10 protein-coding genes are annotated in these 13,331 nt (G+C 51.6%); 7 read left to right on the top strand and 3 right to left on the bottom strand.

The genetic code is table 11. The features are described from left to right. The first annotated feature begins 390 nt into the window (after window positions 1–390). On the top strand, window positions 391–960 hold the full coding sequence (locus ACP_RS15165) for a GTPase (RefSeq protein WP_015898235.1): 570 nt from the start codon (window positions 391–393) through the stop codon (window positions 958–960). Window positions 961–1,204: 244 nt separating this feature from the next. Here ACP_RS15165 and ACP_RS15160 read toward each other — a convergent pair whose 3' ends face one another. After that, window positions 1,205–2,326: a DGQHR domain-containing protein gene (locus ACP_RS15160; protein WP_015898234.1), complete on the bottom strand. Its 1,122-nt coding sequence runs from the start codon at window positions 2,324–2,326 to the stop codon at window positions 1,205–1,207. Between the two features lie 10 nt (window positions 2,327–2,336). After that, complete coding sequence (locus ACP_RS15155) at window positions 2,337–3,170, bottom strand: HNH endonuclease (protein WP_041839635.1); 834 nt, start codon at window positions 3,168–3,170, stop codon at window positions 2,337–2,339. A gap of 255 nt (window positions 3,171–3,425) precedes the next feature. Between ACP_RS15155 and ACP_RS15150 the strand changes: the two genes are divergently transcribed. Together ACP_RS15150 and ACP_RS15145 are read left to right on the top strand one after the other, a co-directional pair. Beyond that, window positions 3,426–5,792, top strand: a complete 2,367-nt coding sequence (locus ACP_RS15150) for a DEAD/DEAH box helicase (protein WP_202944476.1) — start codon at window positions 3,426–3,428, stop codon at window positions 5,790–5,792. Beyond that, window positions 5,789–7,084 (top strand): hypothetical protein, encoded by a 1,296-nt coding sequence (locus ACP_RS15145; RefSeq protein WP_041839634.1) that lies wholly within the window; start codon window positions 5,789–5,791, stop codon window positions 7,082–7,084. The genes ACP_RS15150 and ACP_RS15145 overlap by 4 nt, the downstream gene beginning before the upstream one ends. A gap of 60 nt (window positions 7,085–7,144) precedes the next feature. Here ACP_RS15145 and dndA read toward each other — a convergent pair whose 3' ends face one another. Then, on the bottom strand, window positions 7,145–8,281 hold the full coding sequence (dndA, locus tag ACP_RS15140; RefSeq protein ID WP_015898230.1) for a cysteine desulfurase DndA: 1,137 nt from the start codon (window positions 8,279–8,281) through the stop codon (window positions 7,145–7,147). A gap of 65 nt (window positions 8,282–8,346) precedes the next feature. Here dndA and dndB point away from each other — a divergent pair, with 65 nt between their 5' ends. The 4 genes from dndB to dndE are packed head-to-tail and all read left to right on the top strand — an operon-like array spanning window position 8,347 to window position 13,297. Continuing rightward, window positions 8,347–9,426 carry a DNA sulfur modification protein DndB gene (gene dndB / locus ACP_RS15135; RefSeq protein ID WP_015898229.1) on the top strand — a complete coding sequence of 360 codons (1,080 nt, stop codon included), beginning with the start codon at window positions 8,347–8,349 and terminating at the stop codon, window positions 9,424–9,426. Next, window positions 9,423–10,961, top strand: a complete 1,539-nt coding sequence (gene dndC / locus ACP_RS15130) for a DNA phosphorothioation system sulfurtransferase DndC (protein ID WP_015898228.1) — start codon at window positions 9,423–9,425, stop codon at window positions 10,959–10,961. The genes dndB and dndC overlap by 4 nt, the downstream gene beginning before the upstream one ends. After that, window positions 10,948–12,915: a DNA sulfur modification protein DndD gene (gene dndD / locus ACP_RS15125; RefSeq protein ID WP_015898227.1), complete on the top strand. Its 1,968-nt coding sequence runs from the start codon at window positions 10,948–10,950 to the stop codon at window positions 12,913–12,915. The genes dndC and dndD overlap by 14 nt, the downstream gene beginning before the upstream one ends. Beyond that, window positions 12,875–13,297: a DNA sulfur modification protein DndE gene (gene dndE, locus ACP_RS18860; protein WP_015898226.1), complete on the top strand. Its 423-nt coding sequence runs from the start codon at window positions 12,875–12,877 to the stop codon at window positions 13,295–13,297. The genes dndD and dndE overlap by 41 nt, the downstream gene beginning before the upstream one ends. Window positions 13,298–13,331: the final 34 nt, after the last annotated feature.

Here is a 13,331-nt window from a genome sequence, read left to right as displayed (position 1 = left end):
ACGCACGGAGAACTTTCCTTGCCAGCAAAAAAGAAAAAATAGTTGACATCGGAGTGGCTTCTCATGGAAGGGCGGGCGAACTCTGCCCGTTCATGGAGCGTCAGCGAACACCCTTGACGGGTTCCGACCGCCTCTGCGAAAAAGCCGCCTGAAGCGGGGGCACTTGATAAAAGAAGAAATTCGGTCTACTTCCGCTTCGCTTTTAGGGTCGCGTCGCGGCAGGAACAGGCCGCGGAGGTGGGAAGCGGAGAACGCACAAGCGTTCGGAGCGCGGGCAGGAGACCTCCTCCCGCTCCACTAAAATCTTTCCATCGCTTTATGGGGGCATGTCCCCAGTTCAGGGCCATTTGATCGGTAAAATCAAGGACCAGGTGTAACGAGGTCCCCCCAATGAACGACCGTTTGTTTGTGGCTGTGATTGGAGAGCGAAACGCTGGCAAGTCAACCACCTGGAACACGCTGTTCGGAAGAACGGTGAACACGGGCAAAAAGCCACGCATGCTCGATATTTCTTCCGCTGGAGCCGTGGAAATCCGGCTTATCAGTGGCTCGAATGAGGAGAGAGATCGAAATCTCGCAGATGTCCTCGCACCTCGAAGCCTTGAAGTGTTTGTAATTAGCGGCTCTAACGAGGAGAAGAAGCGCTATGCGCAAAAGGTTTTGGAAAATGTCGAATGTCGGATCGTACTGTGCTCTGTGCAATACGTCGAAGAAGCATTTGAACGAACGTGGGACTATATTTTTTCCGAAGGGTTCTCCATCTATGCGCAGTGGCTCAATCCAGGGCACAACGGCCGTGAGACTTGGGATCAACTTGGCCTAGTAGATCGCCTTCTTGCCAATGGGGCTGTGGTGTCTATTCGCGACGGGCGAAAGAGCGACGCCATACTCCACAGCAGGGTGGAAGAGATTCGTCAATATGTACACGGCTGGGCATCGCCCAGAGGATTGATTCGATAGCAATCGGAAATAGGCAAGACGCATTTGAGAGTCGTCCATGCATTGTTGTTCCAATTATTTGCTCATCAGTGGCTCAAGAACATCGTTCACGAACAGTGCGATGACTCGGAACCTGCGATTTCTCTGACACTAATAGAGAACCCACTAGGCAGACCGCTTGAAAGCGGCGGTGGGCTCGCAAGTAGTAGGTGAATGATACGCGCGGCGCTGCCGGCTCTCCCGTTATCAATTGATCGAAGGAAAACTACAATGAGACTAAGTCAACTTCTTCACTCCAGGTATTGCCTGCACGCATGTTGCGATAGATCTTGGTAAGCGACTCAACGATCTTTGTACGAACAACCACAGCGTCGCTAATCTTTATCGTCCATTCGCTTTTCCAAAATTGCGCCGTCTGATAGTCCAGGATGAGCTTGACCTGCTCTCGAACCTTTACCGGGTCGCTGACATCAAGATCTCCGGCATAGTCGTAGCGAGCTATCAACGCGTCGGTAACAAACGAAGTCATGGCCATGATGCCCGATTTTGTCATGAGCTTGGAGTTCGGTTCCCACAGTTCTGCCCACTCTTCCTCTTTGAGGGAGCCCCAGATTGCGTAGAAGAATTCGCAAAGTGCATCCTCAGACTTGAGCTCTGGCACTTCTTTTTTCTGAATGATCGTGATTGCATTCTCGATCGCAGCCGGTGGAACAAATCTTTGTTCAGGATCTTCTCCTGCCGCCAGGAGACGGAGAACTCCTCGAAACGGACTATTCTCATCCGTATCCATGATTCCTACATAAGGCAGGTTAGAGTGCAGGGTCAAACGTGCTGTTTTCAGCCGTTGAGATAAATCGCCTTCCTGATAGTCGAGAGCCAGTGTACGTATGTGGTCCGGCTGTACCGGAGTCACTTTATTGTTGATGACCAGGAACTGGAAGGCTGTTTCGAGATCGTCCACGTTGAGCAGCGCTACGACATTAACTAGACAGTCATGGCTGTATGCATCGATGCCGAACAGACGATGTTGTCCGTCAATAATCAACCCTGGCTTGTTTTGATCCTGAACATTGTCTGGCAGCTCTAGCGTGATCAGGGCAAAATTGTGAGAAGTATCGACAACAGCGATTTGATGGGGTTCTACTCGCAAGGTAACGGTAATCGCAGGAGGGATCGAATTTCTGGGATCTTTGTCAAGGAAGCGCTTCACTGCGGCTCGCTTGGATTGATTTAGCGCTCGCTGCGTACCTTCGTTGGTCTCGATACGACGCCGAATAGCGGCCCACTGCACAATCTCGCCGGCCGGCGCAGCAAAAATCGCGAATTGCGGGCTTGTTTGATTGCTTCGTTGATCGACAGTGATACAGGGAATCGTGAAAGTCGGCATGACATGGTCCTCAGATCAGTTCGAGATTGGGTCGATGAATAGCAAGATTAAAGAAGTCGCCCACGTCGTATTCATCGACTAGGCGTGGCGTCTTCTCCCATGGGCCAAGGAGCATAAAGGCTTGTTTGAGACTGATGTTGCGCCGGATAGCAATGGCTTTTGCCTTCGAATGATGGAGAGCGAATTTATGTCCTCCATTCACCGAAGTGTACTCATTCTCACTAGGATCAAATCCCAGAAGAAGTGATTGAATGTCCGGCATCGCCCAACTGGCGAAATCTCTTTTTTTCTGGTTATTACAAGACCCGCATGCCGGCAACCAATTTTCCTCAATACTGTCGCCTCCATAGCGTTGAGGCCAGATATGGTCCAGCGAAAATTTCTTATATTTGTCTTGTTCGGTGAAATCAAGGGCGCACCCACACAAATAGCAAGAACGGTGTTCTCGCTCGGCCCAGCGCTTAAAAGCATTTCGTTCTTTAGCCGTGGCATCGTGTTGAGCGCTATCAACCGCTCGAATCGCATTTCGTTTAAGCTCACCGCTCAGAGGGGACCGAATGTGCAAACGGTCGCGGAGATAGTCATGAAAATCCTTTTCAAAGCTAAAGTCAACCGTTGAGCGGGCTGGCCGCGCATCTGATTCTGCAAGGAGAGAGCGTCCCGCTGTCACGATCTTGCAGGTGAGGTTCGCCACGGTAAGCTCATGGAAGAACTCACACAACTCATCGCTCCTACCAGTGCAGAGCAAAGAATCAGCGACTCTATTCCAACTGGACCGCTCAAGTACCCGATCTTCGATGAAGTAGGCGAGTTGCTCCCCCGCCGTCTTAACGTCGTATTTCATTAGCCGCTCTTTCCATTTCCGACATCTCCCCGTATTTCTGCGAGCGCGAACGCATGAGCGCCTGTGCTCCTCGCGGCATGACTAGTACGGCGCAAATAGTAGAGCACCCTTAGTTTGCTTGCGCGGTTGAAAAGCAGCCGCCAAGGTCTCCGCCGAGTTCGTTCCATTATTTTGGATTATTGCACAATCGTTCCATTTCTGGATACAATTGGAGGTATGCCTAGGATTAGCCTTAATTCTTCGAGAGCCAAGTTATTGATCGAAAAGACGATCCAGCTGTTCCTAGCAGCAGGGAGCACGGCAGCGCTGGCAAAGATGCTAAATTCGGAGCTTCGGGAAAAAGGCGAGGAGATGTCGCTCCATCCCAATAGACTGCACTCGCTGCTGTCTGAAGACCCGAGCCGCGGGCTAAACGAACGCACCTTCGATTTGATCGAACAGGCAGCTGATAGTTTGAGCAAGGATCCTCGGACCAAGGTAAAGGCCTTGGAGGCTGCGACTCGGCTGCGTTCAGACGCACTTGATCTGCTGAAATTCGGGGGGGTGAATTTGGAAGAAGTCGCCGGCAGGTTGGCGATCCCCCAAGCAGTTCTCAACGAGTTGTTACCGAACGCGGTGCCGGTCAGCCCGCCTCAAGAAGAAACCAAGGCTGTCAACAAACCAAAGTCGCCGGACTGGAGCTTTCAGGATATTGCTGTTGCTCGTTGCCTTGATGCCATAGGTGCCAGACCAGCTCCGCGGGTTGGCCTAATTCTGCCAACCGGTGCCGGAAAAACACGTACAGCTCTTCGCATTGCCCTGTTCGTGCTGAAATCTTCGCCCAACGGGGGCCGCGTTCTATGGATCACACACCGACGAAATCTGAGAGCACAGGCTCATCGTGAGTTGCAAAAACTATTGACGTCGCCAGGCGCTCAGGTACCTGACGGAGCCGTCGCCTTGCTTGCAGAACGATTAGACTTCGTCATGCTGTCCGAGGTGAGCAGTCATCTTGAGCCGGCGGCTACCGCGCCAGCATTGGTCATCATTGACGAGGCTCATCACGCGGCGGCGGCGTCATATGCGTCCGTCCTCGAATCCGAAAAATCATTCCCCGTTCTACTTCTGACTGCTACGCCGAACCGCACTGATGGCCTGCCGATTGGGATCGATGAAATTGCATACACGATTACCTATCGCGAGCTTGCTGAACGTGGCGCGATCCTGCGACCAAAATTTCTCGATTTTCCGGTGACCGACTTTGACTGGTCTAGAGATGCGGTTCAGGATTTGGCAGACTACGTTGTTGAGCGAAGCGCGCAAGAATTCACCAAGGTTCTTGTGTTGGCTCCGCGAGTTGACCGGGTCGAGGAATTCTATGAAGCTTTGCGGGTAAGGCTCGCGAATGAATCAGACCACCCGTTGGATCTTGACGACCTGGGCTATATCCATGGTGCTCGAAATTCTCTAGGAATCGACAATGAGGATTTCCTTGCACGATTCGCAACCAAGCCGCGCGCTATTGTCATCTCCGCGCAGCTTCTCCTCGAAGGTTTCGATGATCCCTCGGTAAATACCGTCATCATCACTTATCCAACATCCAGTGTCATTAGGCTAATGCAGGCAGCCGGCCGCTGCGTGCGATATTCACCGTCGAAAACGTCCGCATACGTAGTTCAAGCTCGTAATGATCAGATTGCCTATCATTTCGATCATCGGTGGTTGTATCAGGAGATTGATGATTTTCTCCGACCAGAGCTCATCGACATCGACTATGGGGCGAACCGTGAGTTAAATGCCGAAATTCTGGCCATGCTCACGAAGCACAATGTAAATTCGGCAACTTGCCAAGCGATCCTGAACAACGTTCACAACCTACGCGTTGGGGATACTTGTCGGCTCTTGCTTTTTGGACTCCCTTACTATGGGGCACTGGAAAATTTCTCCAAGGACGCGACCTGGGGAGCATTTTTGGAGGAGCCTTCTAATTCGGAAACGTTCCGATCAATTTTCAATACCTTCTGCTCAATAGGCGCTGATGTCTCAGACCCGTCAGATTTCTTGTTGCGTGACGGTGTAAAGCACGGGCTTGTTAAAAATCTTCAAGCTGACAGTGATTGGATGAGGTATGTCGCACTTCTGACCGCATGTTACCTCGCCAAACGCGAGATCCATGGCCCCGGATTCACCGAAGGATGGGGGCGGCGCCCTCTCCAACCACATGGACATACCACTTGGCTAAAATACATAACTTTCACCTACCGTCCGACTGTACCTCCGGAACTCGTTGATTTTTTTGCGGACTGTCATAACGCAGCCCAAGTTCAGGCAGAGTACGTCGAGCACCGAGCCCTCTACCGCGGTGCAGTAAAAATCCCTCTGATTTTAGGGGGAAGTGAGGCGTTTCTCCTATCCGAGCAGCAATTTCACTCGCTAGCCGAATTCTTGAGCCAGCTTCGGGAAGAGATCCTTCGAGTTCCACCTGCGGATCAATATGCAGTCTTTGCGGCTGCGCTTGTGCGACTAACGGTTCCCACGCTCCCGAATCGCCTTCTTTGCAGAGTGGAGTCTCTACTCGGCGATGCCTCACGCTGCTTTGATTTTAAATCGTTACTCGCAACTTCAATTGGAGACGTCGCATGACACATGAACAACAACCAGAGGACAACAATACCGAACTCTATGCCGCAATAACGGTTCCATTCGAGAAGCTCTTTCTTGACCCTAACAACCCGAGAATTGCTCCTGAAACTCCTCCGGGCTACGACGATCCGAAGGAGATCTTCTCTGCGGACATGCAGGCCCAGCTAGAAGCGAAGGTCCAGAAGGTTTATGAAGTCGCGGCTCTCTCGGACTCAATCGTAGCCCAGGGTTGGGTACCATACGATCCGATCATTGTGTGGGAGCACCCGAAGCAGAAGGGACACTACATCGTGGTGGAGGGCAATACTCGGACAGTGGCTCTCCGGGGCCTTCGTGGGGAACGCCTCGACCGTGAGCGAAAGAAGCTGGATAAGATCAAAAAATCTAAAACTTCATTTGGCGAAGAACTCAAAGCCCAAACCGAGCTGGTCGACCAACTAGAACGTGTTGTTGCGTCAACAGACAATCTCAAAGCCTATCCGGTCGCGGCGAAATCGGCTGAAGAACTCTTGGATCGTCTTCCGCGTCTGATGGGGGTCCGGCACATCAATCATGCGCAGCAATGGAAGCCATACGCTACTAATCTCTACATCTTGTCCTTATACGAACGTCTTTTTAGGCAGCGATACGGCGACGAGCCCAGTCTCAGGATTGAGCAGGACCTCGTTGCAGCAGTGGCGAAGATGGTTTCGTTGGGCGAGACGAAGACGCGTCGCAACATTCAAGCTGCATCTGCGTTCACGCACTTCAAGCGAGCGTACGAAGAACAGCTGCCAGAAGGAGAGGCGTTTGAAGATGCGGACCACTACTATTTCGAGCTGATCTTGCAAAACAAGTACCCTCAAGAGCAATTTAGGTTCGGCAAAGATGCACTGAGACTGCCTCCTGAATCAGAGAAGGCTTTGTTCCAGTGGGCTTTCTCCCATCCACGTAGCGCGGCGTCAAAGGATGACGAAGACGGCAATGAAAATGTTTTCTACAAAGCTGAAAACATTCGGCTCTGGCAGCAGATGAGAACGTACGACGGCAAGAAAAGAACCAGCTTTGCCGAGCAGTTCGACGTTGACGATCCGGATAGTGCGCGGCCAATGAAACTTGTCGAGTCTGAATACCTGCAACACAAAACAGCGCAGTCTCCAATCGACGTGATCGGCGCGCTGGTTCGAGCGCTGCAGGAGCTCAAAGGCGAGACTTTGATTTCGCAGCAACAGCATTTGCGGCCAATGCTCGATGAGGCTTCAGTGCTCGTCGAGAACTATCGAAAAATGATGAAAGCTACCGCTGGCGATTAATTTTTCGGGCCGGCTTAAGCGTCATGGGGCGGAGCCGGCCTTCCCAAACCAGAAGAACCCCTAAAGAAATTCCGCAAGTAGTGCCCGAACGGCGCGCCAATCAACCTCAGGTGTGAGGTGGCACCAAGAAAACCGCATTGCTCCATCCAATTGCTCATTAGAAAGTCCCATGGCTCGCAAGACGTGGCTCGGCTCATACTTCGCCGATGAGCAGGCTGAACCATTTGAAATCGCGATGTACTGCCTAAGCGCTACCATAGCTGCTTCAGAAGAGACCCCATCGATGCTGAGGTTCGTTACGTGCGGAATTACCAAATTTGGGGCTCCGTGAGTAGTCAAAGGCAATCCGTCGAGCCCCTCGAACAATTGCTTCCGGAAACTGCGATTCTTGCTCTCACGGGCTTTGTGGTCGGCAACAGCCAAGGATGCAGCACTACCGAATCCAACAATCAGGTGGGTAGGAAGGGTGCCTGGCCTGAGTCCACGTTCGTGTCCACCGCCAAACGTAAGAGGTTTCAGAGGAATGGGCCGCTCGTGAGTGCGCTTTACAACGAGTGCGCCAATGCCTTGAGGCCCATAGATCTTGTGACCGGTGCAAGAGATAAGGTCGATCCTTCTCGCCGAGATTTCTGTGAATTCTTTGCCAAATCCTTGAGCAGCATCGACGTGGAAGTATGCAGGGTGATCTGTAAGTACTATTGCGAGTTCACGGAGGGGTTGGATCACACCCGTCTCATTGTTCACCTGCATCAGGGATACGAGAGCGGTATCGGGCCGGAGTGACCGCCTAAGGTCGTCTGGGTCTATGATGCCGTCCGATGAAGCGGGAAGCTCCGTGACGGAAAAACCGGCGTTATCTCGAAGCCAAGCGATAGGCTCAAGAACAGCACTGTGCTCCATCGCGGAAGTGATGAGATGCTTGCGGCCAGTCTGCTCGCCCCAACTCGCCAGCCCGAGAATCGCAAGGTTGTTGCTTTCTGTCGCGCCACTAGTGAATACAACTTCTTCTTGATCAACTCCGAAGGCACTGGCGATCTGCTTCCTCGCAAGCGCAACCGCGCGCTTTGCCTTGAGGCCGAATTCGTGTGTTCTACTGCTCGAATTTCCAAAATCGTTGACGAGCCAGGGCCGCATGGCGTCAAAAACCGCAGGGTCGATGGGCGTTGATGCATTGCAGTCAAGGTAAATTGGCGGCATAGGCTCTGTTTGTTGATCCTACCTCTGTTTGTGTATTCTACATACAAACAGGAGCGGTTTACACCATGGATGTGGCATTCGAGTACCGGTTCCCCGCGATTCGCGGGATTCAATCGAACCGGGAGTACTACATCTCAATGTGCCCCTTACGATTGATTCCAAAGCTATTTATCTTCGATGAGGCAGAGCTGCGTCCTGAGCTTCGCGCCCAGAGAACCCTCAACCGCGCACGGATACCGGAAATATCCGACTACATCGTCAAGAACAGAGACTCGTACACGTTTTCTGCCATTACGGCATCTGTAGACGGCGGCATTCAGTTCGAGCCGATGAGCCAAGACGTGTCTATGACAAGACTGGGCCTTTTGCGTGTCGAGATGAATGCGAAGTTCATCATCAACGATGGGCAGCATCGCCGAGCCGCGATTGAAAATGCGCTGAAAGCAGATCCTAGTCTCGGAGACGAGAGCATTGCCGTCGTGTTTTTTCATGACCGTGGATTGGCTCGAAGCCAGCAGATGTTCGCAGATCTAAACATGCATGCGGCACGCCCTTCGCGTTCATTAGGTCTTCTCTATGAACAGCGGGACGACTTGGCTCTGATAACGAAAGAAGCGATTCCTCGTACGAAGATCTTTCGAGATATGGTCGAGTTTGAGCGTTCCACGCTTGCGGAGCGTTCACGAAAACTTTTTACGCTTAGTGCCATTTACGGAGCGAACAAAGTCCTTACGGAGAATAGGCCGTTTGAAAACCGAACTGAAGTGCTGCAGTTCCTTATCGATTTTTGGGACACTGTTGGCTCCCATATGAAGGAATGGCAGTTGATTCAACAAGGCCGCCAAACTTCAGGTGAACTGCGTAGGGATTTCATTCATGCGCATTCTATCGCTCTACATGCCCTGGGCATTGTGGGACGGGACTTGGTTCAGCAGTTCCCGAAGAACTGGAAGGGAAAGCTCCGAAAATTGCGTGACATAGATTGGTCGCGGTCGAATACCAAAGACTGGGAGGGCCGGGCGATGTTGGCAGGGGCAATCGCGAAGACCAATTCGAGCCAACTGCTCATGGCTAATCACATACAGAAAAAGTTAGGACTGGAGCTGACACGTACGGTTAAGGACATGAAGGGAGCCAACAAATGAAATCACCTCAAGTGGGCCGACAATCTGCATTCAAGGCGCAGGGCTTTCGGAAGACATTGGAACTCCTAGCAGAGAACGTGCAGGCTCTATACCTGTCAGATGAGATTCCATGGGTTGTTGGATACAGTGGAGGGAAAGATTCAACTGCGACGCTTCAACTAATTTGGACAGCCATTGCTGCACTGCCAGCGGAAAAACGTACAAAGGTCATTCATGTAATCAGCACCGATACGCTCGTCGAAAACCCGATCATTGCCGGTTGGGTCAATGCGTCTTTATTAACTATGCAACGGAGCGCGAGTGACCAAGATTTGCCGTTTCGCCCCAATCGCTTGTTGCCGGAGCTAAAGGACCGTTTTTGGGTAAACATGATCGGGCGCGGATATCCTGCTCCTCGCCCAAAATTTCGTTGGTGTACTGAGCGACTAAAGATAAACCCGTCGAATAATTTTATCCGCAACGTCGTCGACGATGCGGGTGAGGTCATCTTGGCGTTGGGGACACGAAAGGCGGAAAGCCAGGTGCGCTCGGCTTCGATTGATCATTACTCGAAGAATGCGCGGGCTGGATTACAGCGGCATGGACAATTAGACCGAAGTTGGGTATTCTCGCCGATCGTCGATTGGTCGAACGACGATGTCTGGCAATATCTGATGCAAGTAAAAAATCCTTGGGGTATCGACAATAAGGATCTGCTGGGGATGTATCAAGGGGCAACTGAAGATGGAGAATGCCCGTTGGTCGTGGATACGAGTACTCCGAGCTGCGGCGACAGCAGATTTGGTTGCTACGTGTGCACAATGGTGACAGAAGACAAGTCGATGCGATCAATGATCGCCAACGACTCCGATAAAGCGTGGATGCTTCCGCTTTTGCAGTTTCGTAATCAATATCTTGGAAATCTAAACGATCGCAACGTGAGAGAGTTTAAGCGCTTAAATGGTTCCCTCATGGTGCACAACGATCGTTTAGTACACGGGCCTTACACCCAGAGCTATCGCGTGAATATGCTTCGGGCCCTATTAGAAACGCAGTTGACAGTGAACAAGCACTTACCCAAAGGGATCGACTCCCTCGAACTGATTACCATTGAAGAATTGCGAGAGATACGACGAATCTGGATTGAAGATAAGCATGAAGTTGAGGATCTCCTTCCCGCAGTCTATGAAGACACGTTGAAGCGACCATTCTCGGCAAACAGCGTGTCTGTGGTGCCGCTGCTCCGCACGTCGGAAATTGAGACGCTTCGCGAGATATCGGATGGTCAAACAGTCGAGTCGCGTTTGCACTACGAGCTTCTTCGTGAACTGATCACTACCCAAGCTGTGTCAAAGAGCACGCACAGCCGTGCGAAGCTACTTGACGAACTGGACCGAGTCCTGGAACGAAGCGCTTTCGCTGATGCGGACGAAGCATTGAGTGTTGCACTGAGTCGAAGAGGAATGAGTGCATCTGAAGACTCCGGACTCGGCGGCCAAGACATGCCTTCGCTGTTCGTCAACATCACACTGCCGGAGCAAAATGACGTTTCTTGAAATTGACTTAGAGAATTTGGGGCCGTTTCGGGGAAGACACGCCATAAAATTGGCGGTGAGTTCTCCCCGCAATATTGTTCTGATTGGTGCATTGAACGGCAGCGGGAAGACTACCCTCTTAAACGCGTTTCAATTGGCTCTATATGGACGAGACTCATTGCCTGGACGTAGTGCCAAGAACTACCAACAGTATCTCAGGCATCTCATCAACAATCAGGCTGCATTGCATGAGAGCGCAAGCATTACCCTTACGCTGATCCTCGATGATCTTGCAGACGATTGTCACATACGTGTGGAACGCCGGTGGTGGCGGAGTCAGAACAATGAAGTGCGAGAGCAACTCACGGTGTGGAAGGGGTCTGAGGCAAGTGACGATCTAACGCAGACTTGGGACACGTTCATCGCAAGCATCCTGCCGGCTCGTGTTGCCGATCTTTTCTTCTTGGACGGCGAAAAGATTGAGGCACTGACTGCCCCAGACCAAGCTGCTTCTATCATCAGGAAAGGCATCTTCACACTATTAGATCTTGATCGGATCGAGGAACTCCGGGCCAATCTCCGAGTAGTCAAGCGGAGGCGTCTGAATTCCATAGAGGGCGAAGAGAACTCCGACGAAATTCGAGTGCTTGAAGGTAAAGTAGCTGAAAGTCTCGAAAAGCGCTCGACACTCGCACAGGAGCGCGCGTCGCTCACGAACGTTCTTGATCGAGCTAATATGCGGGTCTTGAACGCAGAGCGAACCTTCCGTGAAGGTGGGGGTGAGCTCTTTGAACGGCGGGAACGCTGGGTACGTCGACAGACCGAGCTACATGCAGCGTCACGACACACCTCAGATCAGTTGCGGCAGATCGCTGGTCGTGAACTTCCTCTATTGGCGTGTTCTGCATTGGTCGATCAAGGTATCGATGCTGTGAGGCGCAGCGATGAGGCACAGCGGCTTTCGATCACCATCGAGGCCATCCGAGCGCGTGACAAAGAGTATGTTCGAATCCTGCGAGAACTTCAGTTGCCTGCTTCGATCGGCAAGGAAATTGCAGCTGAACTCGCTCATACAGTGCCTACTATTCCATCTAACACGCCTCCAACGAGCTTCGGAATTCGAAGCGAGCGTTTGGAGAGGTATTCCGCTGCTCAACGCAAGCGACTGAACAAAGATGTAAGTGCCCTCTTAAAGGAATCTGAAAAGCAAAAGAATGAACTGGCGGAGGTTGATCAAGCTATCGAAGCCGTCCCCTCTGAAGAGCAGATTGCCGAGCTTACGTGGGAGCTGAAAGATGCAAACGCGGAGCTCGCGCGCGTACAGGCGGCTATGGCGAATCTAGATGACCAGATCGAACGTTGGAATCGACAAATTGAGGATGCACGTAAGAACTTGGACTCCGCACTTGGCACACGACTGAAACAGGGTATTTCGAATGCAGAAGCGGAACGAGTGGTACGCCATATTGAGTTGGTAGATAGGTCCCTGCAGGAATATCTGGTCAAAATGGTTGAGAGGCATTCCGGAGACATCAGCTCGAAAATCTTAGCCAGCTTCCGCCTAATCGCACGCAAGCCTGAACTTCTTTCTGGTTTGAAGATCGATCCGCACACTTTCCATATGAGTCTCACAGGAAACTCTGGAAAGCATATAGATCCAGGTGAATTGTCTGCAGGAGAACGGCAGATTCTTGCGTTTGCGATACTCGATGGATTGGCGAAATCCTCCGGTCGTCAGATTCCGACTCTTATTGACAGCCCATTGGGGCGTCTCGATGGCATACATCGTCAACGAATCGCGCAGCACTACTTGCCAAGCGCTTCCCACCAAACGATTGTTTTCTCGACCGACAAAGAAGTCGACGAACAGATGCTCAGGATGCTCAACCACAACATAGCAGCAAGTTATTTGCTGAATTTCAACGAGAAGGCTTATGGCACAGAAATCAAAAACGGATACTTTCAAGCCGGGTGACCCGTTTCCCATCGATACGATACGAGTATCTGAGCGTGCAAAACAGCAACTGATTACGCTCAAGAGAAATACCGGGATCGAACACTGGAACGTGCTGTGCCGGTGGGCCCTATGTGTTTCCCTTCAAGAACCCTCGAAGCCTCCTATAGAGGGCGAAAGCGCACTGAGCTCTCTTGAAATGCATTGGAAGACTTTCGCTGGTCATGAAGAAGATGCATACAAGGCAGTCTTGTTGGCCCGTGTTATCAAAGATTTTGGGACCGTGTCGCCATCGCTGATTAGCACGCAATTCCGGCTGCACCTTCACAGAGGAATTTCTCGATTAGCTGGCAAGAAGATCCGATCAATCGAGGACTTGGTAAGAGTCGCGGTAGACGCGTAGCCTACTGCACAGCATTCTAATATCCAAAGCATGC

This window comes from Acidobacterium capsulatum ATCC 51196 (assembly GCF_000022565.1).
GTDB lineage: Bacteria > Acidobacteriota > Terriglobia > Terriglobales > Acidobacteriaceae > Acidobacterium > Acidobacterium capsulatum.
The sequence above is the reverse complement of the archived record's forward strand: the minus strand, read 5'-3'. Positions and strand labels throughout refer to the sequence as shown.